Below are 23,221 nucleotides of genomic sequence, written 5' to 3'. Positions count from 1 at the left end.
TCGGCCGACGGCCCACAGACTTCTCGCGCGTCGCAGCGATGCTGCATTGCTGCAGCGGTCGTCCCGGTGCGCTCAGCGGCACTGCCGACCAGGCTTGCCGGCTGCGCGGTGCCTGGGATGCCTCAGCCGGGCGGCGGCATGCGCAGGAGCGGCCACGGACCGTGGCGCCCGTGGCGGCGGCCATGGTCACGAGCGTTATGACTGTCAGGCATATTTATGACTCCCAGGCATATCGCTCACCGGGCACCCCGCGCCGGCCCCCCCGCGCCGGCCCCCCGCGCCGGCCCCCCCCCGCCGGCCCCCCGCGCCGGCCCCCCGCGCCGGGCACCCCGCGCCGGCCCCCCGCGCCGGCCCCCCCGCGCCGGCCCCCCCCGCGCCGGGTATCCCCGCGCCGGTTATCCCGCGCCGGGTATCCCCGCGCCGGGCGGCCATGGCTGGGCGGGCGGCGGCTGCGTTCCGTGGTTGACAGCAGGTTCCGGGAGGTTGGGGTCTCCGCGGTGCGACGCCGTGGCCGGCGGGGCGTGGGAGTGTCCGACCGGGGTCGTCCGTGGGGCGTGGGAGGGCACGCCGGGTTCAGGAGGGTAGCCGTGCGGGCCTGGGCAGGCGTGGCGGGGTGACGGGTCAGGTCGTCACGGGAGCAAGCTCGACGGGGACGGCCTCGCCGACGCCCTCGCCACGGTGGCGGAGTTCGACCGGGAGCACGGCCAAGGCGACGAGCACACCGATCACGCCGGTGACCGCGAAGCCCCAGAGTGGCGCCGAGGCGTCGATCACCGCGCCGGCCAGCGGGGCGCCGACCGCGATGCCGACGGTGACCGCGGAGCCGTGCAGGCCCATCGCCTCGCCGCGTACCCCGGCGGGGGCGAGCCGGCTCACCGCGTCGGCGGTGGCGGCGATGGTGGGGGCGCAGAGCGCGCCGGCCGGGACGAGCGCCAGGCAGAGCAGCCACCAGTGCGACCCGCCCAGCCCGACGGGAATGGTGCCGAGGCTGAGCGCGGCCATCAGTGCCAGCGGCGAGAACGACCGGCTGACCACCCCGTACGCGAAGCCGCCGACCAGCGAGGCGACCGCCCACATGGCCAGCACCAGCCCGGTCCAGCCGACCTCGCCGCTGGCCCGCAGCACGGCGACCACCGCGACGTCGGTGCCGCCGAGCACCAGGGTGGCGGCGAGGCTCACCGCCAGTACGGCGAGCAGGCGGGGGGTGAGCCATTCCCGGCGAGGCACCTTGCGGTGCGGGCCCGCCGGCTCGTCGGCGCTGCGGGTGGGCGGGTTCAACAGCCAGAAGGCGACGCCGGAGGCGACGATTCCGACGCCGACCGCCCAGAGGGTGACGCGCGGGTTGACGGCGGTGGCCAGCCCCACGGCCAGCGCGGGGCCGACCATGAACGACAGCTCGACCGACATGGAGTCCAGCGCGTACGCGGGGCGGCGGCGATCGGCCGGGACCAGCGCGGCCACCGACTGTCGGACGACCGAGAAGACCGGCAGGGCGAGCAGCCCGGCCAGGAACGCGGCCGGCAGCAGCACGGCGTACGACAGGGTGGGAGCGCTGGCCCAGAAGACCGCCTCGGCGGCGGTGGTGAGGGCGAGCACCGGTCGCAGGCCGCGCCGGTCGACGAGCCGGCCGAGCAGCGGCGAGCCCAGCGCGGCGCCGACGGTCGACGCGGCGCCGACGAGCCCGGCGGCGCCGTAGCCCCGGCCGAGGTCGAGCACGACGTAGAAGGTGAGCGTCACCCCGGTCGCGGTGAGCGGGATGCGTGCCAGCACCGACACCAGCAGCAGCGACCGGAGACCGGGCAGGGCGAGTGCCTGCCGGTAAGGCTTCAAGTTCACGACGGTCCGTACCTCCGGCGCCATCCTTGACCGGGGGTACGACAGCCGCAAGCGATTACCTGGTCAAGCGGTCCTGATCACAGGCTCGCCGACCATGGTGACCTGTGCGCCGTCCATCGCCCGCAGCGCCACGTCGAGGGTCGCCGGCGCGACCGCGGCGGTGAGGTCCAGCAGCACCGTGGGGTGGAAGCCCTCGCGGGCGGCGTCCAGCGCGGTGGCCCGGACGCAGTGGTCGGTGGCGATGCCGACCAGATCGACCCGCTCGACCCCCCGCGCCCGCAGCCAGTCGGCCAGGCACTCGCCGTCGTCCGCGTGCCCCTCGAAGCCGGAGTACGCGGCCGCGTGCTCGCCCTTGTGGAAGATCGCCTCCACCCGGCCGGTGTCCAGGTTCGGGTGGAACTCGGAGCCGGCGGTGCCGACCACGCAGTGCCGGGGCCAGGAGTCGACGTAGTTCGGCGGGTCACCGAAGTGCGCCCCCGGGTCGACGTGGTAGTCCTTGGTGGCGACCACGTGGTCCCACCGGTCCGGCTCGGTGGCGAGCAGCCGGGAGATGCCGGCCGCCACGTCGGCCCCGCCGGCCACCGCGAGGGACCCGCCCTCGCAGAAGTCGTTCTGCACGTCCACGATGATCAGCGCGTTCGCCATCGGAGCGCCCCTTCCTCAGCTTGCGGGTACGACGGTCACCGGGATGGCCGGGTCGCCACCGGAGAGCTTCAGGCCCTCCCAGGGGATGGAGATCAGGCACTCCCGCAGGTGTTCCCGCGACTCGTCCAGCGTCGGCAGCGCCACCGGCTCGCCGTCGACCACGAACGAGCGCTGGAGGAGCCGGTCGTTGGGCTGCCGGTCCGGTACGCCCTGCGGCACGATTATCTCCTCGGTGGCGGTGCCGGTGGGCTTGTGCCGGCGTACCGCCACCTTCCGGCCGCCGATGGTGGCCTTGTGTTCGGAGCGCTTGACCACCGGCCGCCCCTCGACCTCGACCAGCTTGTAGACCAGGCCGGCGGTGGGCGCGCCGGAGCCGGTCACCACGGCCGTGCCGGCGCCGTACATGTCGACGGGCTCGGCGGCGAGCGAGGCGATCGAGTACTCGTCGAGATCGCCCGAGACGATGATCTTGGTCTCGGTGGCGCCGAGCGAGTCGAGCAGCTCCCGGGACTGCTGGGCGATCACCGCCAGGTCGCCGGAGTCGATCCGGACGGCCCGCAGCTCCGGCCCGGCCACCTCGATCGCGTTGCGGATGCCCTGGCTGATGTCGTACGTGTCGACCAGCAGCGTGGTGTCCTTGCCCAGCGTGGCGACCTGCGAGGCGAACGCCGTCTTCTCGTCGTCATGCAGCAGGGTGAACGCGTGCGCCGCGGTGCCGGCGGTGGGGATGCCGTACCGCTGGCCGGCGGCCAGGTTCGAGGTGAACCGGAAACCGGCGAGGTACGCCGCCCGGGCCGCGGCCACCGCCGCCTCCTCGTGCGCCCGGCGGGACCCCATCTCGATCAGGGCGCGGCCGCGGGCGGCGGTCACCATCCGGGCGGCCGCCGCGGCGACCGCGCAGTCGTGGTTGAGCACCGACAGCACCAGCGTCTCCAGCACCACGCACTCGGCGAAGCCCCCGGACACGGTGAGGATCGGCGAGTTGGGGAAGAACAGCTCACCCTCGGCGTACCCGTCGACGTCGCCGGTGAAGCGGTAGTTGGCCAGCCACTCGGCGGCCCGGTCGTCGACCACGCCGGTGCGGCGCAGGAAGTCGACCTCGTCGGCGTCGAACCGGAAGTCCCGGATCATGTCGACCAGCCGCCCGGTGCCGGCGACCACCCCGTAGCGGCGGCCCGCCGGGAGTCGCCGGCTGAACACCTCAAAGACGCAGCGGCGGTCGGCGGTGCCGTCGCGCAGGGCGGCGCTGACCATGGTCAGCTCGTAGTGGTCGGTCAGCAGCGCGGGGCGAAGGGTGCTCACCGGTCCAGCCTAGAGTTCAGGCGGGATCAGTGCCGTCGTGGCCCGGCATCGACCGGAGGACCGCCTTCAGCTCGGCCCGCCCGGCCACGCCCAGCTTGCTGTAGACGCGCTGGAGGTGGTTCTCCACGGTCCGGCTGGACAGGTAGAGCCGCTCCGCGATGGCCCGGCTGGTCACCCCGTCGGCGGCGAGGCGGGCCACCTCCCACTCGCGGTCGCTCAGCGCTGGCCGGAGCTGCCGCAACGCCGGCGTGGAGATCTGGTCGCAGCGGTCCAGCAGGGTGGCGAGGCGTTCCCGGGCCGGGCCGGTGGCGGCGGAGCGGCTCTGCCGCAGTCGGTGCAGCGCCAGCGCGACCGCCTCGGCGGCGTGGACGGTCAGGCCGAGCGCCGCCAGGGCGTCGGCGACGGCGAGCAGGTCGCCGGGGGAGTCCGCCACGGCGGCCCGGGCGTACCGGGCGAGCAGCGGCGGCAGCACCCCGTCGACCTGCTCGGAGAGCTCGGTCAGGCGTTGCGCCACCGTACGCCGGCCGCCGTCGGTGCAGGTCGGGCCGACCGGGGCGGCGGCCTGGTCGAGCCGGACCAGGTCGAGCAGGACGAGCACCTCGTGACCGGTGAGCCCGTCCGCGCGGAGCCGGTCGGCGAGCTGGCCGAGGTGCTTGGCCGCGCCGGGCAGGTCGCCGCTCGCGGCGAGCACCGCGCCGCGGGCCTGCTCCAGCCAGGGGTAGAGGATCGCCATTCCGGGGGCCTGGGTGCGGTCCGCCTCGGCCATCGCCTCCGCGGCGTGCGCCGGGTTGCCGCGCAGCGCCGCCGCCTGGGCGCGCTCGGCGTGCGCCAGCCCGGCGTACACCCGGCTGGTGGCGAGCACCGCGCAGGCGCCGAGGCTGGTCTTCAACGCCTCGTCGCTCTGCCCGCGCAGCCGCGCCGCGTACGCCTGGAGGATGGCCAGGTAGCCGGTGCCGAGCCGGAAGTCGCCGGCGCCCGCGAGGTCGGCGAACTCGTCCGCCACGATCGCGTCGATGCCGGCCAGGTCCCCGGAGAGCGCGAGCCGGGTGCCCCGCGCCAGCTCCATGGCGAGCTGGAGGTACGGCATGTCGCCCCGCCACCGCGCCGCCTCGGCCTGCACCCGGGCGATCGCGGTCGCGCTGCGCCGGAACCGGCCCTGGGCGGCCTCGAGGTGGGCGATGGTGCACCGGGCCAGCTCCCGGGAAGCCACCGAGGCGGCCGGGCGGTCCAGCACGGCCTGGGCCAGCCGCAGCGCGACGGCGGTGTCCAGCCGGTGCAGCCGCATGATGGCCTCGAAGGCGCGGACCCGGGCCAGGTCGGCCAGGTCGGCCAGGTCGTCGCCCCGGGCGGCGAGCTCCTCCACCGTGGACTCCCGGCTCAGCCCCCAGTAGCTGACCATGCCGCGCACCGTCAGCCAGCGGCTGCGCCGCCGGTCGGAGCGGACGTTCCCGGCGACCGAGTCGAGCACCTCGATCGCCTCGTCCGGCCGGTCGGCGAACATCAGGATGGTGGCGAGCAGTTCGGCGGCGTCGAACCCGCCGTCGGCCTCCAGCGCCGCCCGGGCCAGCCGGGTCGCCAGGGGCACGTCGTACCGGCCGAAGGCCTGGGCCGCCGCGGCGAGCAGCAGCGCCGGGTCCTGCGCGGTGCCCGAGTCCAGCCGCCACACCGCCACCCGGAGCAGGTCGTCGCGGCGTCGTTTGCCGACCTGTTCCAGCAGGTCGGCCAGGGTGGCCTGAAGACGGCGGGTGCGGCTCACCGGGCACTGCCGGCGCATCACCTCGCCGTAGAGCGGGTGGGCGAGCCGCACGTTCAGCCGCCGGTCGTCGTGCACCAGCCTGATCAGGCCGCGCTCCTCGGCGGTCTCCACGTCGGTGGACTCCACCGCCCGCTCCAACAGTTGCAGGCCGAGCGGTTCGCCGAACGCGACCAGCTCGACCACCGACCGCACGCCGGGGGTGAGCTGGCCGATCCGGGTGTCGATCAGGTCGGTCAGGCTGGGTGCCAGCTCCAGCCGGCCGGTCCACTTCCAGATCCCGTACGTGCGGGTCAGCTCGCGGCCACCGGCGGCGGCCAGCACCAGCTCGCGCAGCAGCAGCGGGTTGCCCGCGGAGAGCCGGAACAGCCGCTCGGCCGACCCGGCGTCGACCGGGCCGCCGAGGATCGCGGCGAGCAGCCCGGTGGTCTCGCCGGAGCTCAGCGGGCCCAGCTCGACGAGGTCGACCAGGTCGTCGGTCCAGAGGGCGCGGATCGGCAGCGGGATCTGCTCACCGTTGCGCAACGTCCCGAGCACGGTGGCGTTCTCGGCCCGGGAGATCAGGTGCACCAGCGCGGCCGACGGCGGGTCGAGCAGGTGGGCGTCGTCGATCGCCAGCACGATGCGTCGCCCGGCCGCCTGCTCCTGCAGCATGTCGACAGCCCAGCGCAGGATGCCGGCGGGGGAGAGGCCCTGCGGCTGGTCGGCCGGGAGCACCTGGACCAGGCCGCCGAAGGGCAGCGCGGCGGTGGTGGCGCTGGCGGAGACCGACCAGATCGCGTACCGGTCGGTGGGGAGCGCGGCGACGCCCTCCCGCAGCAGCCGGCTCTTGCCGACCCCCGCGCTGCCGCTGAAGAGCAGCCCGCGCCCCTCCGGGCTGCCGACCGCCGACAACAGACGGTTGAGCTCATCCGTGCGGCCGACGAAGTCCCACCGACTCATCGCAGCAGCATATCGACGTTAATCTGACAGCGTGCATACCGTCACGGAGTGAAGTTGAGTAATCTGTTGATTACCGGTGAGTATCCGATGTGTTCGGCCGGGAGCGGGCCCCGCCCGTACTCTTCCGGCATCCGGGTGCCATCACCGGATTTCCCACGCGACCGGACCGCAACCCGGTCGCCCGATCGGGAGGCCACCTGATGAAGCCGGGTCCTCTCCGCGCGGTCGAGATGCCTGGCACGGGCGGGTCGGCCGAGCCGCCGCGCCGCGCCGCGCTGGCCACCCCGGGCGCGGTGACCCAGCCGGGCCCGGACGAGCCGTTGGCCGTGGTGGCCGCGGGTCCGGCCGGCGCGGGCCGCCGCCAGGTGCTGGCCGCCCTGCTCGGGCTCGAACCGGGGATGCTCGCGGTGCCCGTCGGCAGCTGCCTGGTGGTCAACCACGCCCGGGTGCCGACCCGCGCGGCGTACGTCCCGGGCTACCGGCAGCCGCACTCCTACGGCGCGGATCCGCCGGCCGCCGGTCCGGCGCTGGCCCGTCCGCCGCGCCGGGTGGAGCTGAGCGTCCCCGACCCGCTGCTGCGGCACTTCGCCGTGCTCGACACGCCGGACACCGGTTCCCTCGGCGTGGCCGGAGGTCGGGTGCTGCTGGACGCCGTCGGCCGGGCCGGCGCGCTGCTCTTCGTGATCTCCGCGGACCAGGCCTTCACCGCCGCGGAGCTGCACCTACTGGCCGAGGTGGACCGCGCCGGGGTGGCGGTCTTCTTCGCGGTCACCCCGGGGGCGACCGGCTGGGCCGCGCAGTCGGACGGCACGACGACGGCGGAGGACGCGGGGGCGTCCGTCCCGTCGGCCGCCCGTACCGCTGCGCCGAGCCGGCGTCCGGTCGACCCGGTCGAGGTCTCCGTCGCGGCGCACCGGGCCGCCCTGCTGGCCGCCGTGCCGGGCCTCGCGGGGGCCCGCTGGTACCCCGCCCGGCAGGCCGACCACGCGGCGCTGCGCCGGGCCCTGGTGGGCTGGGCCGCCGACGAGGGGCTGCGCCGCGCCAGCGCGCAGCCGCCCGTGCTGCCGGGCGAGCACGGCCGGGTGAACGTGGTGCCGGGCGTCGACCCGGGTGAGCTCGGTGACCGGCTGGACCGCCAGGTCCGGGCCTGCGCCCAGCGGATCCGCCAGCACCTGGCGCTGGAGCTGGCGAACATCCACCTCCGGGTGGTGCAGGAGGTCGTCTTCGGGGTCGGCGCCGCCGGCCTGCCGCAGCTGCTGGACCGGGAGATGGAGGCACTGTCGCTGCTCGCCACCGCCCAGTGCGACCAGGCCGTGCGGGCCGTCCTCGACGAGGCGGCCGCCCGGGTCTTCGGCGCGCCCCTCGCCGAGGGGGTACGGCACCGGATCGCCAAGGCTGTGCGGTGGGGCCTCGCCGACCACCCGGCCGGCCGGGAGCTGGACCGGGTCCTCCTGGTGACCAGCACCGCCGGGGTGGCCGGGCTGAGCGGCGCGGGTGCGATCGACGCGCTGGCCGGCTTTCCCGGTGCGGTACGCGTCGAGGTCCTGCCGCCGGTGGGGGTGGCCCTTTCCGGGGGCTGCTGGCAGCACTGGCGCGGGCCCGGCAACGACGACCCGAACGGCGCGCGCTCCTGGGCGCAGCGGGCGCTGCGCGAGGTCGAGCTGGAACTCTCCAGCGAGGTGTCCCGCCGCTTCGAGGTGATCCGTCTCTCGTTGGGCGCGGTGCTCGCCGATGCTGTCGACCACGGCATCCTGCTCGCCTGAGGTCGGCCGCGCCGACCCGCCGCCGGCCGCCCGGGAGGGTGATCCGGGCCGGCGCGGCGTTCCGGTTCATCGCTTCCCGGATTCCGGTGGCACGATGGGAGGCATGGCGGCTCCGCAGGTAGCACCGGTCGAGACGCCGGACACCGACGAGGTGCCGGTCTCCGACCGGCCATGGGTGACGATCGTGTGGGACGACCCGGTCAACCTGATGACGTACGTGACCTGGGTCTTCCAGAAACTCTTCGGGTACAGCCGGGAGAAGGCCGAGCAGCTGATGTTGGACGTGCACCACAAGGGTCGGGCGGTCGTGTCCAGCGGCGCCCGGGAGCGGATGGAGCACGACGCGTCGCAGCTGCACGCGTACGGGCTGTGGGCGACGGTGGACCGGTCGTGAGCATGTTCCGCCGGCAGGGTGACCGGTACGTCGCGAACCTGGCCATGGACGAGGTCCGGGTGCTGCGGAAGGTCGCCTCCGAGGTGGTCGGCCTGCTCACCGACGGGTTCGACCACAGCGACCCGGTGGTGGGCCGGCTGTTCCCCGAGGTCTATCCGGACGACTCGGCGAGCACCGCCGAGTTCCGCCGGTACACCGAGGGTGACCTGAAGACCGCCAAGATCGACCAGGCCGGCGCAATCCTCGCCGCGCTGCCCGACTCCGCCGGCGAGAGCGGCGGCGAGGTACGCCTCGACGCCGAGGCGGCCGAGGCATGGCTGCGGGCGCTCAACGACGCCCGGCTGGCGATGGGCGTCCGCCTGGAGATCAAGGACGGCACGGACCTGGGTGAGGAACTCGACGACGCGGTCGCCGAGGACCCTTCCTCGTCCCGGGTGTTCCAACTGTCGGTCTACGCGTACCTGGGCTATCTGCAGGAGTCCCTGCTCAACTCCTTGATCGACTGAGCCGTGACGGTCGCCACCTCGCCGGGCGTCCGCGGCAGGCGTTAGGCTGGTCGGCGTGCTGAGCATCGACCGGTCGATCGTCGACGCGATCGTCGCCCACGCGCGCCGGGACCACCCGGACGAGGCGTGCGGCGTGGTCGCCGGTCCCGTCGGCAGCGACACCCCGACCCGGCACATCCCGATGGAGAATTCCGCCCGGTCCATGACGTTCTACGAGTTCGACTCGATGGAGCAGCTGCGGGTCTGGCGGGAGATGGACGACCGCGACGAGGAGCCGGTCGTCATCTACCACTCGCACACCGCGACCGAGGCCTACCCGTCCCGCACGGACGTCTCCTTCGCCGGTGAGCCGGGAGCGCACTACCTGCTCGTCTCGACCCGCGAGCCCGACTCCGAGGAGATCCGCTCCTTCCGGATCGTCGATGGCGTGGTGACCGAGGAGCCGGTCCGGATCGTGGATGCCGCCGTGGACCCGCACGCCGTCCAGTCCTACATGTTCGGGCAGAGCCCGGCGACGGTCGACTACGAGTGTTCCGGCCGCTGACCTCTTCAGCGCCGGCCCACCCTTTTCCTTCCCGTCACCGCGGCATACCCGATCATCAAGGAGCACGACATCATGGCCATCGAGGTTCGCATCCCCACCATCCTGCGCAGCTACACCGGCGGCGCGAAGGTCGTCGAGGGCGCCGGGGACACCCTGGCTGACCTGCTCACCGACCTGGACTCCCGGCACGCCGGCCTGAAGGCGCGCCTGGTCACCGACGCCGGCGCCCTGCACCGCTTCGTCAACGTCTACGTCAACGACGAGGACGTCCGCTTCCTCGGCGCGCTCGACGCCAAGCTCAACGACGGCGACAGCGTCACCATCCTGCCGGCCGTCGCCGGTGGCGCGTTCGGCTTCGCCGCCGCTGCGGCGATCGCTCAGCACAGTGCGGCGGCTGCCGCGCGCGCAGCGCGCGGCGCGGCCGTCGCCGCCCGCTGAGGGCGGGCCCCATGGCGCGGTACGACAGTCTGCTCGACGCCTGCGGCGGCACGCCCCTGGTCGGGCTGCCCCGGCTCTCGCCGACGGTGCCCGAGGGGGCGCCGCCGGTGCGGCTGTGGGCGAAGTTGGAGGACCGGAACCCGACCGGCAGCATCAAGGACCGGGCGGCGCTGTTCATGGTCCGCGCGGCCGAGGAGTCCGGCCGGCTCCGCCCGGGCGACACCATCCTGGAGCCGACCAGCGGCAACACCGGCATCTCGCTGGCCATGGTGGCGAAGCTGCGGGGGTACCGGCTGGTCTGCGTGATGCCGGAGAACGTCTCCACCGAGCGGGTCCAGCTGCTCCGGATGTACGGCGCGGAAATCATCTTCTCGCCGGCCGCCGGCGGCTCCAACCAGGCCGTCGCCACCGCGAAGCAGATCTCCGCGGAGCACCCCGACTGGGTGATGCTCTACCAGTACGGCAACGAGGCGAACGCCCGGGCCCACTACGAGACGACCGGGCCGGAGTTGCTGCACGACCTGCCCACGATCACCCACTTCGTGGCCGGTCTGGGCACCACCGGGACCCTGATGGGCACCGGGCGCTACCTGCGGGAGAAGGTGGACGGCATCCAGGTCGTCGCCGCCGAGCCTCGCTACGGCGAGCTGGTCTACGGCCTGCGCAACATCGACGAGGGGTACGTGCCGGAGCTGTACGACGCCACCGTGCTGTCGCGCCGCTTCTCGGTGGGCACCCGGGACGCGGTGCTGCGCACCCGTCAGCTCGTCGAGGTGGAGGGCATCTTCGCGGGGTTCTCCACCGGCGCGATCCTGCACGCCGCCCTCGCGGTGGCGCACGAGGCGGTCCGGGACGGCCGCCGGGCCGACGTCGCGTTCGTGGTCTGCGACGGCGGCTGGAAATACCTCTCGACCGGGGCGTACGGCGGCACCCTCGCGGATGCCGAGGACGCCCTGGAGGGTCAGCTCTGGGCCTGACGCGTCGGTCCGGGCCGGTCGGCGGAGACGCCGGCCGGCCCGTCGGCGCCGGCTCGCGGCGATACGCGTACGGGTGTCACGTTGATGACATCTTCCGGTAGACGATTCTTTACCCGCAGTGGCGACGCGTAGGCTGCGCAGCGTGGCGTACGCGTCGGTAGAGATCATCGGCGGGGCGGCTGCCCACGCGCCGACTACACGGCGTGACATCGGGACGACCGGATGCGGCTGACCGTCCTGGGCTGCGCGGGCAGCTTCCCCGGCCCCGAATCCCCCTGCTCCGCTTACCTGGTGGAGGCGGAGGGCTTCCGGCTCCTGATCGACTTCGGCTCGGGGGCGCTCTCCACGCTTCAGCGTTACGTCGGGCTGCACGCCCCCGACGCCATCCTCCTCACCCACCTGCATTGCGATCACATGCTCGACGCGGTGTCGTACGTGGTGGTGCGCCGGTACGCCCCCGACGGCCCGTACCCGCCCCTGCCGATGTACGCGCCCGCCGGCGCGCCGGACCGGCTGGCCGCCGCGTACGGGCAGGAGGGCAGCACGGTCGACGACGTGTACCAGTTCTACGGCCTCCAGCCGGGGACGTTTCCGATCGGTCCGTTCTCCGTCACCGTGGACCGGATGAACCACCCGGTCGAGACGTACGGCGTGCGGTTGGAGCACGGCGGCCGGGTGCTCTGCTACTCGTCGGACACCGCCCCCTGCGACTCCCTGCTGCGGCTGGCCCAGGGCGCCGACCTCTTCCTCTGCGAGGCCAGCTACCTCGACGGCGTGGAGAACCCGCCGGACCTGCACCTCACCGGCCGGGAGGCCGGCGAGGTGGCGACCAAGGCGGACGTCGGCCGGCTGCTGCTCACCCATCTGGTGGCGGCCTGGGGCAGCGAGGCGCACACCCTGGAGTCGGCCGCCGCCGCGTACACCGGCCCGATCGAGGTGGTCCGGGCCGGCGCCACCTACGACGTCTGACCGCCCGCCCGGCGCATCGGGTTGCCGTACTGTTCGCCGACCGGTCAGCGGCCGGTCGCCTGGCGCTCCGGTGCGGCCTTCACCCTCGGGCCATGCGGATCGCCATCGTGACCGAGTCGTTCCCGCCGGACGTCAACGGCGTGGCGCACTCCGTCGTCCGGACCGCGGAGCACCTGGTGGCGCGGGGGCACGAGCCGCTGGTGATCGCGCCGGCGCCGGCCGGCGCGCGAGGTCGGGCCGCCGACCGGCTGCCGTACCCGGTGGTGCGCATCCCCAGCGTGCCGCTCCCGCGGTACCAGGGCTTCCGGCTCGGCGTGCCCAGCGCCCGGCTGGCCGGCGCGCTGCTCGGCCACGAGCCGGACGTCGTCCACCTGGCCAGCCCGTTCATCCTCGGCGCGGCCGGCGCGTCCCTGGCCACCCGGCACGGGCTGCCCACCGTCGCGGTGTACCAGACCGACGTCGCCTCCTACGCCCGGGCGTACCGGGTGGGGTGGGGCGAGACGGCCGCCTGGCGGCGGCTGCGGGAGATCCACAACTCGGCGCAGCGCACGCTCGCGCCCTCCACCCGGGCCGCCGCCGACCTGATCGCCAACGGCGTGCAGCGGATCTGGCTCTGGCGCCGGGGCGTCGACGCCGAGCGGTTCCACCCGACCCGGCGCCGCGAGTCGCTGCGGCGGGCCCTGGCGCCGGACGGTGCGGTGCTGGTCGGCTACGTGGGCCGGCTGGCCCCGGAGAAGCGGGTCGAGCTGCTGGCGGCCACGGCCGAGCTGCCCGGGGTCCGGGTCGTGGTGGCCGGCGACGGGCCGGTCCGGCGGCAGCTCGAACGCGCCCTGCCGGCGGTGCGTTTCCTCGGCGTCCAGCACGGCGACGCGCTGGCCCGGCTCTACGCCAGCCTCGACGTGTTCGTACACACCGGGCCGCACGAGACCTTCGGCCAGACCCTCCAGGAGGCCGCCGCCAGCGGGGTGCCGGTGGTGGCGCCGGCCAGCGGCGGGCCGGTGGACCTCGTCGAGTCCGGAGTGACCGGGCTGCTGGTCCCGCCCGCCGACGGGGATGCGCTGGCCGCCGCCGTGGCGGAACTCGCCGCCGACCCCGCCCGCCGGACGGCGTACGGCCACGCCGCCCGTGCCGCAGTCAGCCGGCGGAGCTGGAGCGCGGTGGGGGACGAGCTGATCGGCCACTACCGGGCTGTCGTGGCGGGCGCGCCGACCGCCGGCCTGCGGGCGCTGGGATGACCGGGCAGGCGGCCCGCCCGGCGCTGCGGATCGTCCGGGTGGCCAACTTCGTGACCGGCCGTTCCGGCGGCCTCCGTACCGCGCTGCGGCACCTCGGCGAGGGTTACCTCGCCGCCGGCCACGAGCCGGTGCTGGTGGTCCCCGGCGAGCGGTACGGCGACACCCGGCGGCCCTGGGGGCGGGTGGTCACCCTGCCCGGGCCGGTCGTTCCCGGCAGCGGGGGATACCGGCTGCTGACCGATCGGCGGCGGCTGGCCGCGGTGCTGGCCGACCTGGCCCCCGACCGGCTGGAGGTCTCCGACCGGAGCACCCTGCGCTGGACCGGTCGCTGGGCGCGGGAACACGGCGTGCCGTCGGTGATGGTCTCGCACGAGAGCCTGACCGGCCTGCTCGGCCAGTGGCGGCTGCCCGCCGGCCCGGCCCGCCGCGTCGCGGACCGGCTGAACCGGGAGACCGCCCGGCGGTACGACCGGATCGTCTGCACCACCCGGTGGGCGGCCGAGGAGTTCGAACGGCTCGGCGCGCCCCGGGTGGAGCTGGTGCCGCTCGGCGTCGACCTCGCCACGTTCCATCCCGACCGCGCCGACCCGATGCTGCGCGAGCGGTACGCCGACCCGACCGAGGTGCTGCTGGTGCACTGCGCCCGGCTCTCCGTGGAGAAGCGGCCCGTGCTGGCGGTGGACGCGCTGGCCCGGTTGCGCGCTGCCGGCGTACCGGCGGTGCTGGTGATGGTCGGCGACGGGCCGCTGCGGGCGGCGCTGGTGCGGCGGTCGGCGGGCCTGCCGGTGCACTTCGCCGGCTTCCTGCCCGACCGGGTCGCGCTGGCGGCGCTGCTGGCCGCCGCGGACGTGGTGCTGGCGCCCGGCCCGGTGGAGACCTTCGGGCTGGCGGGGCTGGAGGCCCTGGCCTGCGGTACGCCGGTGGTGGCCAACGCCGCCAGCGCGCTGCCCGAGGTGATCGGGCCGGCCGGACTGGCCGCCTACGGCACCCCGGCGGCGATTGCCGCGGCAGTTGTTCGGTTGCTGGCCCGCCCGGCCGCGGACCGGCGGGCGGCGGCCCGTCGCCGGGCCGAGGAGTTCGGCTGGCCCGCCGCGGTCGCCGGTTTCCTCCGGGCGCACGGCGTCGAACCCGGGCACGCGCAGTCCGACGTCACGACCGTCTCCTGACCCGGCCCGCTGCTCGGCCCGGCCCAATCCGCCGACGTCCTCGGCACACCCAGGGACGGTTCGATCGCCGCACCGCATAAGGTGCAGGCATGGCGCGACCTGACGGGCGGCGGCCCGACCAACTCCGACCGGTGACCCTGACCCGGGGCTGGAGCACCCACCCGGAGGGCTCGGTCCTCGTCGAGTTCGGCGCGACGCGGGTGCTCTGCACCGCGAGCGTCACCGAGGGGGTGCCTCGCTGGCGCAAGGGCTCCGGTCTCGGCTGGGTGACCGCCGAGTACGCGATGCTGCCCCGGGCCACCAACACCCGGTCGGACCGGGAGAGCGTGAAGGGCCGCGTCGGCGGTCGTACCCACGAGATCTCCCGGCTGATCGGCCGGAGCCTGCGGGCCTGCATCGACCTGAAGGCGCTCGGCGAGAACTCGATCGTGCTCGACTGCGACGTCCTCCAGGCCGACGGCGGCACCCGGACCGCCGCGATCACCGGCGCGTACGTGGCGCTGCACGACGCGGTGGGCTGGCTGGCCGAGCGCAAGGCCCTGGCCGGCAAGCCGGAGAAGGTGATGCACCGCTCGGTGGCCGCGGTCAGCGTGGGCATCATCGCCGGCGAGCCGCGGCTGGACCTCTGCTACACCGAGGACGTGGCCGCCGAGGTCGACATGAACGTGGTCTGCACCGGGACCGGCGACTTCGTCGAGGTGCAGGGGACGGGCGAGGCCGGCGTCTTCGCCCGCGACCAGCTCGACGCCCTGCTCGACGTGGGCGTCGCGGGCTGCCTGGAACTGGCCGACGCCCAGCGGAAGGCGCTCACCTCATGAACAAGGTCCTGCTCGCCACCCGGAACCGGAAGAAGCTCGTCGAGCTCCAGCGGATCCTCGACGGCGCGCTCGGCGCGCACCGGATCGCCCTGCTCGGCCTCGACGACGTCGACGAATACCCGGAGCTGCCGGAGACCGGCCTGACCTTCGGCGAGAACGCGCTGATCAAGGCCCGGGAGGGTTGCCGGCGGACCGGCCTGCCCACCATCGCCGACGACTCGGGGCTAACGGTGGACGCGCTCAACGGCATGCCGGGCGTGTTCAGTGCCCGTTGGGCCGGCCGGCACGGCGACGACCTGGCCAACTTCCAGTTGGTGCTGGACCAGATCGCCGACCTGCCGGACGAGCACCGGGCCGCCTCCTTCGTCTGCACCGTGGCGCTGGTGCTGCCCGGCGGCAAGGAGCACCTGGTCGACGGCCGCCAGTCCGGCCGGCTGCTGCGCGCGCCGCGCGGCGACGGCGGCTTCGGGTACGACCCGATCTTCCTGGGCGACGGGCAGGAGCGGACCAACGCGGAGCTGACCCCGGAGGAGAAGGACGCGGTCAGCCACCGCGGCAAGGCGCTGCGCGAACTGGCCAAGCTGGTCGCCAAGGTGCTGCCGCAGTCCTGAGCCCGCAGCCGTCCACGTCCGTCGTACGTGGACGGCTGCCGCTCACCAGGGCCTGGTCACAGTCTCGCCGAGCTCGGCGACGGCGACCCGGTCCTCGGTGGCCAGGATGGTGATCATTCGCTCCGCCTCGGCGAGGGTGACGTGCCGGCCGGTCACCGTGGCCGACTCCGGATGCGGTGTCTCCAGCCAGAGCCGGTCCGCCTTCCAGCACATCTGCACCACACCGCCGGAGCGGCCGAGGCAAGAGAGGAAGTCGCGGGTGTGCGGTTGCAGCCGGTGCGTGATCGCAACCGCCTCCGCCGCCTCCAACGCCACCGCGTTGCCATGCCCGGTCGAGTGTTCGTAGTTGGCCTCGAGGAAGTCGGCGGGGCCGGGGGTCGTGGTCCACGGCCGGCCCAGCAGCGCCATGGCGTCGTACCGGCCGACCGTGGCGGGGCGGCGGTCGTCGTACTCCCCGATCAGCGTGTCGCCCTCCCTGCAGACGGTGACAGCCAGCGAGCCGGCGGACAGGCGCAACCGGGCGGCGGCGGGCATCCACGGCAGGTGCAGCGCGGCCAGCCGGGCCGCGGACTGCGCGCCGCCGCGGGGGGCATGCACCCCGGACCAGGCCGTGATCAGCTCCACCTCGACCTCGACGTCGTCGTCCATCGTGGGCGGCACGGCGGCGAGGCGGCCGACCCGACGGCGCCGCCAGACCATCGGCACCTGGATCCGGCTGCCGGTGTCGCCGTTCCAGCGCACGTTTAGATTTAGCCCTTCGGCCCGCAGCGCCGCCGCCACCTCCTCGCCGATCTCCGCCGAGGGTGGCTGCTCGAAGAGCCCGTATGCGAGGAACACCGGCGATCCGTCCACCGCGTGCTCGGCGTCCTGCTGGTGATAGAAGGCGTAGCCGCGCGGGGCGACCCCGGCCGGCACCTCGGCCCCGATCTCGCCCAGGCCGCAGTTCTGGCAGCAGGTGAAGTTCTCCCGGGCCACGACGCCGGCGGCGGAGAGCGCCCGGAACGCGGCGGTGAGTCGGTCGTTGTCGGTCGGCGCCGGCCAGCTCTCCTGCGCGGTCAGGTGCGCGGTCAGCTCCTCGGCCACCACCGGCCAGGTCAGCTCCGCGATCCGGTCCGCGTCGGCGTCCCCGTCCAGATACTCCTGCGTCGCGGTGACGATGGCCGCCGCCGGCAGCTCGGCGAGCGCCACCTGCCGGCGCACGAAGGCCAGGATCTCGCCGTCGAGGTTCTCCTCGTCCCCGTCCGGGGCGTCAGCCGTCACCACGGCCTCGTCGTCGTTCACGGCGGCGAACGGTAGCAGCGAGGGCCGACAGCTTCGCCGGCGCGGGTGTCAGCGGGCCAGGAAGTGCCAGCCGAGCCAGAGCCAGACGCCGAACACCAGCGCCCGGCCGCCGTGGGTGCGCAGCGCGGCGGTCAGCGCCGCGCCCAGCGAGGCACCGGCCGGGCCGGCGCCCCGCCGGCCGAGCGCGTCCACGGCCACCATCAGCAGCAGGATCGCGGCGAAGCCGGCGACGATCACGCTGCGGGTGCTCACCGGGTCACCAGCCAGGCGCCGGTGCCGAGCCAGAGCAGGTACCCGCCGAGCCGTCCGGGCCAGGTGGCGAGCACCGGGTCGGCGAGGATGCTGAAGGTCGGGTGGGCCTCGTCGTTGCCGGCCAGGAACGCGCCCAGTTCCCACAGGCAGAAGAGCACCCCGAGAGCGAGCCAGGTGACGGCGGCGCGCCGGCCGACGCGCCGCCGCCGGCCGGGCGTGCGGCGCAGACCCGCGACGAGGAGAACCCCGCCGGGCAGCAGGACGGCGGCGGCCGCCGGCCCGGTCAGTGGCCGGGCGGCCGCCGCGACCAGGGCGTACCCGATGACGGCCGGCCAGACCAGCCGGCGCCACCGGGCCGGTGCCAACGTGCCGGCGGTCGGCTGCTCCACATTTCCAGTGTGGAGCCGGTCCGACCGGAATCCGGTCAGCCGAGCGGGCCGATCTCCCGCTCGATCGCCGCGCGCAGCTCGGGGCCGCGCAGCACCTCCCGGGCGGCCTCCATGAGCGGGGCGAGGAAGACGTCCGGCCCGGGCTCGCCGATCACGTCGCCGAGGGCGGCCAGCGCGGCCCGTCCGGCCGGCGACGGTTCCAGCGGGGCGCGGAGCTGGAGCCCGCGTACCGCCGCCAGCAGTTCCACCGCGAGCAGGCTGGTCAGGTTGTCCAGCACGGTGCGCAGCTTCTTGGCCGCCGCCCAGCCCATCGAGACGTGGTCCTCCTGCATGCCGCTGGTCGGCAGGGAATCCACCGAGGCGGGGGCGGCGAGCCGGCGGTTCTCCGCGACGATCCCGGCCGCGGTGTACTGGGCGATCATCAGGCCGGAGTTGACGCCGGCGTCGGGGGAGAGGAAGGCGGGCAGCTCCCGGTTGCGGGTGACGTCGAGCAGCCGGTCCACCCGGCGTTCGGCGATCGCGCCCACCTCGGCGGCGGCGATGGCCAGGTAGTCGGCGGCGAAGCCGAGCGGCGCACCGTGGAAGTTGCCGGTCGACTCGACCCGCCCGTCCGGCAGCACCACCGGGTTGTCCACCACCGAGCGCAGCTCCCGCCCGGCGACCGTCTCGACGAAGTCGAGGGTGTCCCGGGCCGCGCCGGCCACCTGCGGCGCGCAGCGCATCGAGTACGCGTCCTGCACCGCGTGCGCCAGGTCGTCCCGGTGCGAGTCCATCACCCGGGAGTCCTGGAGCAGCCGGTGGATGTTCGCCGCCGACGTGGCCTGCCCGGGGTGCGGCCGGATGGCGTGCAGCTCGGGCAGGAACGGCCGCTCCGAGCCGAGCATCGCCTCGATGGCCAGGGCGGCGGTGACGTCGGCCATGGCGAACAGGTGCCGGGCGTCGTGGATGGCCAGCAGCAGCATGCCGAGCATGCCGTCGGTGCCGTTGATCAGCGCCAGCCCCTCCTTGGCGGCCAGCTCGATCGGCTTCAGGCCGACCCGCTGCAGCGCCTCGGCGGCGTCGACCCGGTCACCGGCCGGCCCGAGCACCCAGCCCTCGCCGAGCAGCACCAGCGCGCAGTGCGCGAGGGGGGCCAGGTCGCCGGAGGCGCCGAGCGAGCCGTGTTCCGGCACCCACGGGGTGACCTCGTGGTTGAGCAGGTCGACCAGGGCCTCGGCGACCAGCGGGCGGACCCCGGAGCGGCCCAGCGCCAGGGACCGGACCCGGAGCAGCATCATCGCCCGGACCACCTCGCGGGGCATCGGCGCACCCACCCCGGCGGCGTGCGAGCGGATCAGCGCGTGCTGGAGTTCGGCTCGCCGCTCGGGCGCGACGAAGGTGTTGGCGAGCGCCCCGAAGCCGGTGGAGACGCCGTAGACGGGCCGGCCGGCGGCCTCGATGCCGTCCACGATGGACCGGCTGGTCGCCATCGCGTCCACCGCGGCGGGGTCGAGGACGACCTTGGCGGTGCCGCGCGCGACGGCGAGCACGTCGGCGGGGGAGATTCCGGTGGGCAGGATGGTCACGGTCGACATTGCGGGACTCCGTTGTGCAGAACCTGGCGGGTCAGTGGCACACCGGGCCGGTAGGCCAGGTGGAGATGGGACGGGGCGTCGAGGATCATCAGGTCGGCCCGGGCGCCGGGCCGCAGCCGGCCGACGTCGTCGCGGCGCAGCGCCATCGCGCCGCCGGCGGTCGCGGCCCAGACCGCCTCCGCCGGGGTCATCCGCATCTCGCGTACGGCGAGCGCGATGCAGAACGGCATCGAGGAGGTGTACGACGATCCGGGGTTGCAGTCGGTGGCCAGCGCCACGGTGACCCCGGCGTCGAGCAGCCGACGGGCGTCCGGGTACGGCGACCGGGTGGAGAACTCGGCCCCCGGCAGCAGCGTGGCGACGGTCGGCGAGCCGGCCAGCGCGTCGATGTCGGCGTCGGTCAGGTGGGTGCAGTGGTCGACGCTGGCCGCGCCCAGTTCCACCCCGAGCCGCACGCCCGGCCCCGGGCCGAGCTGGTTGGCGTGCACCCGCACGCCCAGCCCGACGGCCTGGCCGCAGGCGAGGATCGCCCGCGCGTGGTCCACGTCGAAGGCGCCCCGCTCGCAGAACACGTCGATCCACCGAGCGTACGGGGCGGCGGCGGCGAGCATCGGCCCGCACACCATGCCGACGTAGTCGTCGGGGCGGTCGGCGTACTCGGCGGGGACGACGTGCGCGCCGAGGAAGGTGGTCTCCTCGGTCACCTCGGCGGCGATCCGCAGCGAGCGGGCCTCGTCGGCGACGGTGAGGCCGTACCCGCTCTTGATCTCGATGGTGGTGGTGCCCTGCCGCATGGCCTCGGCGCGCAGCCGGCGCACGGTGCCCCGCAGCTCGTCGTCGGAGGCGGCCCGGGTGGCGCCGACGGTGGTGCGGATGCCGCCGCCGGTGTACGGCTGCCCGGCCATCCGGGCGGCGAACTCGGCGGCCCGGTCCCCGGCGAAGACCAGGTGGGCGTGGCTGTCCACGAAGCCGGGCAGCACCGCCGCCCCCTCGGCGTCGATCCGCCGGTCGGCGGCCGGCGCGTCCCGGGCCGGCCCGATCCAGGCGACCAGGCCGTCCTCGACCAGCAGGGCGGCGTCCCGGCGGAGGCCCAGCGGCCCGCCCGCGCCCTCGCCGGCGGAGTTGGTGACCAGCTCACCGATGTTGTCCACCAGCAGGCTGCCGGTGCTTCGCACCGCCGGCCGCGCCGGGTCGCCGGCCCGGACCGGCTGGTGCCGCCAGCCGTCGGAGGTCATGGCGTCACCTCCGCGATGGCGGTGCGCAGCTCGGCGGGCACGTCCACGGTGAGGTGCCGGCCGTCGGCGACGACCGCCCGGCCGTCGACCACCACGTGCGTGACGTCGGCCGCGGTGGCGGCGAAGAACGCCCCGACCGGTGGCACCCCGGCGGTGCGGGCGCTGTCCAGCCGTACGGTGACCAGGTCGGCGCGGTCGCCGACGGCGAGCCGGCCGGCGTCCGCCCAGCCCAGCGCGGCGTGGCCGGCGACGGTGGCGGCGGTGAACAGCTCGGCGGGGGTGAAGTGACCCCGCCGGCGGGTGCGCAGCCGCTCGTCCAGCTCCACCGCGCGGGCCTCCTCGAAGAGGTCGACCACGGCGTGGCTGTCGCTGCCGAGGCTGAGCGGGCTGCCCGCCTCGGCCATCCGCCGGGCCGGCCCGATCCCGTCGGCGAGGTCCCGTTCGGTGGTGGGGCAGAGGCAGACGCCGGTCCGGCTGTCGCCGAGCAGGGTGAGGTCGGCGCTGGTCGGATGGGTGGCGTGCACCGCGGTGGTGTGCCGGCCGAGCACGCCGTGGTCGGCGAGCAGCCGGGTCGGGGTGCGGCCGTGCTCCGCCCGGCAGGCGTCGTTCTCGGCGGGCTGCTCGGACAGGTGCACGTGCAGCGGCACGCCGTTGCGGTCGGCCCAGCCGGCGACGGTGGCGAGCTGTTCCGCCGGTACGGCGCGGACCGAGTGGATGGCCGCGCCGACCCGGGCGTGGTCGTCCTCGGGGCGGAACGCGTCGACCCGTTCGGCCCAGCGCAGCGCGTCCCCGTCGCCGAACCGCCGCTGTGCGCCGTCCAGCGGCTCCCCGTCGACCGTGGCGGTGAGGTAGCAGGCGTCCAGGAGGGTGAGCCGGATGCCGGCGTGCGCGGCGGCCTCGACCAGCGCCGCGCCCATCGCGTTCGGATCGGCGTACGGGGTGCCGTCGGGGCCGTGGTGCAAATAGTGGAACTCGCCGACGCAGGTGATCCCGGCGAGCGCCATCTCGGCGTACGCGGCCCGGGCCAGGGCCAGGTAGCTGTCCGGGTCGAGCCGGGCGGCGACGTCGTACATGCCGTTCCGCCAGCTCCAGAAGTCGCCGCGGCCGTCGTGGGTGCGCCCGCGCAGCGCGCGGTGGAAGGCGTGCGAGTGCGCGTTGGCCAGCCCGGGCAGGGTCAGCCCGGGCAGCCGGACCGCGTCGCGGAGCACCTCGATCCCGGCGGTCGGCGCGCCGCCCCCGACCAGGGGCGCGACGCCGGTGATCCGGCCGTCCTCGGCCTCGATCAGCACGTCGGGCGTGGGCTCGGCGTGCTCGGGCAGCCAGGCGTACTCGGCCAGCCAGCGGGTCAGCGGCATGCCAGCTCCTCCAGCACCCGGGCCAGGGCGGTCACCCCGGCCGCGCAGTCGGCGTCGGTGGCGGACTCGGCCGGGGAGTGCGACACCCCGGTCGGGTTGCGTACGAAGAGCATCGCGGTGGGCAGGTGCGCGGCCAGCACCCCCGCGTCGTGTCCCGCTCCGGTCGGCAGCACCGGCGCGTCGAGCAGTGCGGCCAGTCGCTTCGTCAGCCCGCCGTCGAACCCCACCAGCGGCGTCGCCGACTCCTCGGTGCAGGTCAGCGCGGTGCCGTCCCGCCGCGCCCGCTCGGCGGCCTTGGCGTGCACCGCCTCGACCAGGCCGTGCAGCGTCTCCGGCTCGGCCGCCCGGGCGTCCAGCCAGCCGGTCACGCGGGACGGGATGGCGTTGGTGGCGTTCGGCTCGACCGACACCCGGGCCACGGTGGCGTGCGCGTCGCGCAGCCGGGCCTCCTTGTTCGCCGCCAGCACGGTGAAGGCGTACGTGAGCATCGGGTCGCGGCGGTCGGCCATCCGGGTCGTACCGGCGTGGTTGCCCTCGCCGTGGAAGTCGAAGCGCCAGCGGCCGTGCGGCCAGATGGCGCTGGCCACCGCGACCGGCGCGTCCTGCTCGATCAGCGCGCGCCCCTGCTCGACGTGCAGTTCCACGAAGGCCGTGAAGCGGCCGAGCAGGCCCGGGTCGGCGCCCGCCGGCCGGGCACCCAGCGCGTCGGCGAAGCTCACCCCGGCCGCGTCGCGCAGCCCGGCCGCGCGCTCCACCGCGATCTCCCCGGTGAGCAGCCGGGACCCCAGACACGGTACGCCGAACCGCGCCCCCTCCTCCTCGACGAACGCGCCGACCGCCACCGGCCGGGCCGGGGTGACCCCGGCGGCCCGCAGCTCGTCCAGGGCGAGGAACGCGCTGACGATGCCGAGCGGCCCGTCGTACGCCCCGCCGTGCGGCACCGAGTCGAAGTGGCTGCCGGTGAGCACCGCGTCGCCGGCCGCCGGGTCGCCCCACCAGGCGAAGAGGTTGCCGTTGCCGTCCTCGCCGACCGGCATGCCGCGCCGGTCGGCCTGCTCGCGGAACCACTCCCGCAGCCGCAGCTCCGGCTCGGTCAGCGCGTAGCGCAGGTAGCCACCGCTGTGCTCGTCCCGCCCGACCGGGGCGAGCTCGTCCCAGAGCTTCCGGAACCGGAGGGCCAGGTCGGTCACGCCGCACCCCGGTTGTTCGCGACTGCGGGGCTCCGCTGCGCTGCAC

At 75.1% G+C, this 23,221-nt stretch carries 22 protein-coding genes; 11 read left to right on the top strand and 11 right to left on the bottom strand.

Annotated features, from left to right (window positions below):
* Window positions 1-621: 621 nt before the first annotated feature.
* Genes OG799_RS22395 through OG799_RS22380 form a run of 4 tightly spaced genes read right to left on the bottom strand, consistent with a single transcriptional unit; the run spans window position 622 to window position 6,478 of the window.
* The gene (locus tag OG799_RS22395) at window positions 622-1,860 is read right to left on the bottom strand and encodes an MFS transporter (RefSeq protein ID WP_406037179.1); all 1,239 of its coding nucleotides are present in this window, start codon (window positions 1,858-1,860) and stop codon (window positions 622-624) included.
* Window positions 1,861-1,899: 39 nt separating this feature from the next.
* A complete protein-coding gene (locus OG799_RS22390; RefSeq protein ID WP_406037177.1) occupies window positions 1,900-2,481 on the bottom strand; it encodes an isochorismatase family protein in 582 nt (193 codons plus the stop codon).
* Window positions 2,482-2,496: 15 nt separating this feature from the next.
* Window positions 2,497-3,783: a nicotinate phosphoribosyltransferase gene (locus OG799_RS22385; RefSeq protein WP_406037175.1), complete on the bottom strand. Its 1,287-nt coding sequence runs from the start codon at window positions 3,781-3,783 to the stop codon at window positions 2,497-2,499.
* A 16-nt stretch (window positions 3,784-3,799) separates the two neighbouring features.
* Window positions 3,800-6,478 carry a LuxR C-terminal-related transcriptional regulator gene (locus OG799_RS22380; RefSeq protein ID WP_406037173.1) on the bottom strand — a complete coding sequence of 893 codons (2,679 nt, stop codon included), beginning with the start codon at window positions 6,476-6,478 and terminating at the stop codon, window positions 3,800-3,802.
* Between the two features lie 200 nt (window positions 6,479-6,678).
* Between OG799_RS22380 and OG799_RS22375 the strand changes: the two genes are divergently transcribed.
* The 11 genes from OG799_RS22375 to rdgB all read left to right on the top strand — a co-directional run bounded on the left by OG799_RS22375 (window position 6,679) and on the right by rdgB (window position 15,899).
* Entirely contained in the window at window positions 6,679-8,241 is a 1,563-nt protein-coding gene (locus tag OG799_RS22375; protein ID WP_406037171.1) for a hypothetical protein, read from the top strand.
* A gap of 103 nt (window positions 8,242-8,344) precedes the next feature.
* Window positions 8,345-8,635 carry an ATP-dependent Clp protease adapter ClpS gene (clpS, locus tag OG799_RS22370; RefSeq protein WP_089010866.1) on the top strand — a complete coding sequence of 97 codons (291 nt, stop codon included), beginning with the start codon at window positions 8,345-8,347 and terminating at the stop codon, window positions 8,633-8,635.
* 2 nt (window positions 8,636-8,637) lie between these two features.
* Window positions 8,638-9,141, top strand: a complete 504-nt coding sequence (locus OG799_RS22365; protein ID WP_406046372.1) for a DUF2017 domain-containing protein — start codon at window positions 8,638-8,640, stop codon at window positions 9,139-9,141.
* Between the two features lie 55 nt (window positions 9,142-9,196).
* Window positions 9,197-9,685: a Mov34/MPN/PAD-1 family protein gene (locus tag OG799_RS22360; RefSeq protein ID WP_406037168.1), complete on the top strand. Its 489-nt coding sequence runs from the start codon at window positions 9,197-9,199 to the stop codon at window positions 9,683-9,685.
* A gap of 72 nt (window positions 9,686-9,757) precedes the next feature.
* Complete coding sequence (locus OG799_RS22355) at window positions 9,758-10,123, top strand: MoaD/ThiS family protein (protein WP_406037166.1); 366 nt, start codon at window positions 9,758-9,760, stop codon at window positions 10,121-10,123.
* 11 nt (window positions 10,124-10,134) lie between these two features.
* Window positions 10,135-11,100 carry a PLP-dependent cysteine synthase family protein gene (locus OG799_RS22350; RefSeq protein WP_154943204.1) on the top strand — a complete coding sequence of 322 codons (966 nt, stop codon included), beginning with the start codon at window positions 10,135-10,137 and terminating at the stop codon, window positions 11,098-11,100.
* A 222-nt stretch (window positions 11,101-11,322) separates the two neighbouring features.
* Window positions 11,323-12,069, top strand: a complete 747-nt coding sequence (locus OG799_RS22345; protein ID WP_406037163.1) for an MBL fold metallo-hydrolase — start codon at window positions 11,323-11,325, stop codon at window positions 12,067-12,069.
* Between the two features lie 92 nt (window positions 12,070-12,161).
* Complete coding sequence (locus OG799_RS22340) at window positions 12,162-13,304, top strand: glycosyltransferase family 4 protein (protein ID WP_406037161.1); 1,143 nt, start codon at window positions 12,162-12,164, stop codon at window positions 13,302-13,304.
* Window positions 13,301-14,470, top strand: a complete 1,170-nt coding sequence (locus OG799_RS22335; protein WP_406037159.1) for a glycosyltransferase — start codon at window positions 13,301-13,303, stop codon at window positions 14,468-14,470. The genes OG799_RS22340 and OG799_RS22335 overlap by 4 nt, the downstream gene beginning before the upstream one ends.
* Before the next feature lie 89 nt (window positions 14,471-14,559).
* A complete protein-coding gene (rph, locus tag OG799_RS22330; protein WP_406037157.1) occupies window positions 14,560-15,288 on the top strand; it encodes a ribonuclease PH in 729 nt (242 codons plus the stop codon).
* Window positions 15,285-15,899, top strand: a complete 615-nt coding sequence (gene rdgB / locus OG799_RS22325) for an RdgB/HAM1 family non-canonical purine NTP pyrophosphatase (protein ID WP_406037155.1) — start codon at window positions 15,285-15,287, stop codon at window positions 15,897-15,899. The genes rph and rdgB overlap by 4 nt, the downstream gene beginning before the upstream one ends.
* Before the next feature lie 42 nt (window positions 15,900-15,941).
* On the opposite strand, the gene OG799_RS22320 is transcribed toward rdgB, so the two are convergent.
* From OG799_RS22320 to OG799_RS22290, 7 genes are read right to left on the bottom strand one after another with little or no spacing between them, the layout of a single operon-like run.
* Window positions 15,942-17,180, bottom strand: a complete 1,239-nt coding sequence (locus OG799_RS22320) for a DUF6891 domain-containing protein (RefSeq protein ID WP_406037152.1) — start codon at window positions 17,178-17,180, stop codon at window positions 15,942-15,944.
* Between the two features lie 48 nt (window positions 17,181-17,228).
* Entirely contained in the window at window positions 17,229-17,432 is a 204-nt protein-coding gene (locus OG799_RS22315) for a DUF6186 family protein (RefSeq protein WP_406037150.1), read from the bottom strand.
* Window positions 17,429-17,821: a hypothetical protein gene (locus OG799_RS22310; protein WP_406037148.1), complete on the bottom strand. Its 393-nt coding sequence runs from the start codon at window positions 17,819-17,821 to the stop codon at window positions 17,429-17,431. Before OG799_RS22310 ends, OG799_RS22315 begins: the two co-directional genes overlap by 4 nt.
* A gap of 35 nt (window positions 17,822-17,856) precedes the next feature.
* Window positions 17,857-19,395: a histidine ammonia-lyase gene (hutH, locus tag OG799_RS22305; RefSeq protein ID WP_406037146.1), complete on the bottom strand. Its 1,539-nt coding sequence runs from the start codon at window positions 19,393-19,395 to the stop codon at window positions 17,857-17,859.
* Window positions 19,383-20,630 carry an imidazolonepropionase gene (gene hutI / locus OG799_RS22300; RefSeq protein ID WP_406037142.1) on the bottom strand — a complete coding sequence of 416 codons (1,248 nt, stop codon included), beginning with the start codon at window positions 20,628-20,630 and terminating at the stop codon, window positions 19,383-19,385. The genes hutH and hutI overlap by 13 nt, the downstream gene beginning before the upstream one ends.
* Window positions 20,627-21,979: a formimidoylglutamate deiminase gene (locus OG799_RS22295; RefSeq protein ID WP_406046371.1), complete on the bottom strand. Its 1,353-nt coding sequence runs from the start codon at window positions 21,977-21,979 to the stop codon at window positions 20,627-20,629. Before OG799_RS22295 ends, hutI begins: the two co-directional genes overlap by 4 nt.
* Window positions 21,976-23,175 carry an allantoate amidohydrolase gene (locus tag OG799_RS22290; RefSeq protein ID WP_406037140.1) on the bottom strand — a complete coding sequence of 400 codons (1,200 nt, stop codon included), beginning with the start codon at window positions 23,173-23,175 and terminating at the stop codon, window positions 21,976-21,978. The genes OG799_RS22295 and OG799_RS22290 overlap by 4 nt, the downstream gene beginning before the upstream one ends.
* Window positions 23,176-23,221 lie beyond the last annotated feature (46 nt).

This window comes from Micromonospora sp. NBC_00898 (assembly GCF_045207895.1).
Taxonomy (GTDB): domain Bacteria; phylum Actinomycetota; class Actinomycetes; order Mycobacteriales; family Micromonosporaceae; genus Micromonospora.
Note: the sequence above shows the minus strand (reverse complement) of the source record. Positions and strands in the feature narration are given on the sequence as shown.

Bases quoted from the DNA above. Each gene is read 5' to 3' on its own strand.
- OG799_RS22345 (WP_406037163.1), top strand. From the start codon at position 11,323: ATGCGGCTGACCGTCCTGGGCTGCGCGGGCAGCTTCCCCGGCCCCGAA.
- OG799_RS22340 (WP_406037161.1), top strand. From the start codon at position 12,162: ATGCGGATCGCCATCGTGACCGAGTCGTTCCCGCCGGACGTCAACGGC.
- OG799_RS22390 (WP_406037177.1), bottom strand. From the start codon at position 2,481: ATGGCGAACGCGCTGATCATCGTGGACGTGCAGAACGACTTCTGCGAG.
- rph (WP_406037157.1), top strand. From the start codon at position 14,560: ATGGCGCGACCTGACGGGCGGCGGCCCGACCAACTCCGACCGGTGACC.
- OG799_RS22350 (WP_154943204.1), top strand. From the start codon at position 10,135: ATGGCGCGGTACGACAGTCTGCTCGACGCCTGCGGCGGCACGCCCCTG.
- rdgB (WP_406037155.1), top strand. From the start codon at position 15,285: ATGAACAAGGTCCTGCTCGCCACCCGGAACCGGAAGAAGCTCGTCGAG.
- OG799_RS22395 (WP_406037179.1), bottom strand. From the start codon at position 1,860: ATGGCGCCGGAGGTACGGACCGTCGTGAACTTGAAGCCTTACCGGCAG.
- hutH (WP_406037146.1), bottom strand. From the start codon at position 19,395: ATGTCGACCGTGACCATCCTGCCCACCGGAATCTCCCCCGCCGACGTG.
- OG799_RS22335 (WP_406037159.1), top strand. From the start codon at position 13,301: ATGACCGGGCAGGCGGCCCGCCCGGCGCTGCGGATCGTCCGGGTGGCC.
- OG799_RS22375 (WP_406037171.1), top strand. From the start codon at position 6,679: ATGAAGCCGGGTCCTCTCCGCGCGGTCGAGATGCCTGGCACGGGCGGG.
- clpS (WP_089010866.1), top strand. From the start codon at position 8,345: ATGGCGGCTCCGCAGGTAGCACCGGTCGAGACGCCGGACACCGACGAG.
- OG799_RS22355 (WP_406037166.1), top strand. From the start codon at position 9,758: ATGGCCATCGAGGTTCGCATCCCCACCATCCTGCGCAGCTACACCGGC.
- OG799_RS22380 (WP_406037173.1), bottom strand. From the start codon at position 6,478: ATGAGTCGGTGGGACTTCGTCGGCCGCACGGATGAGCTCAACCGTCTG.
- hutI (WP_406037142.1), bottom strand. From the start codon at position 20,630: ATGACCTCCGACGGCTGGCGGCACCAGCCGGTCCGGGCCGGCGACCCG.
- OG799_RS22365 (WP_406046372.1), top strand. From the start codon at position 8,638: ATGTTCCGCCGGCAGGGTGACCGGTACGTCGCGAACCTGGCCATGGAC.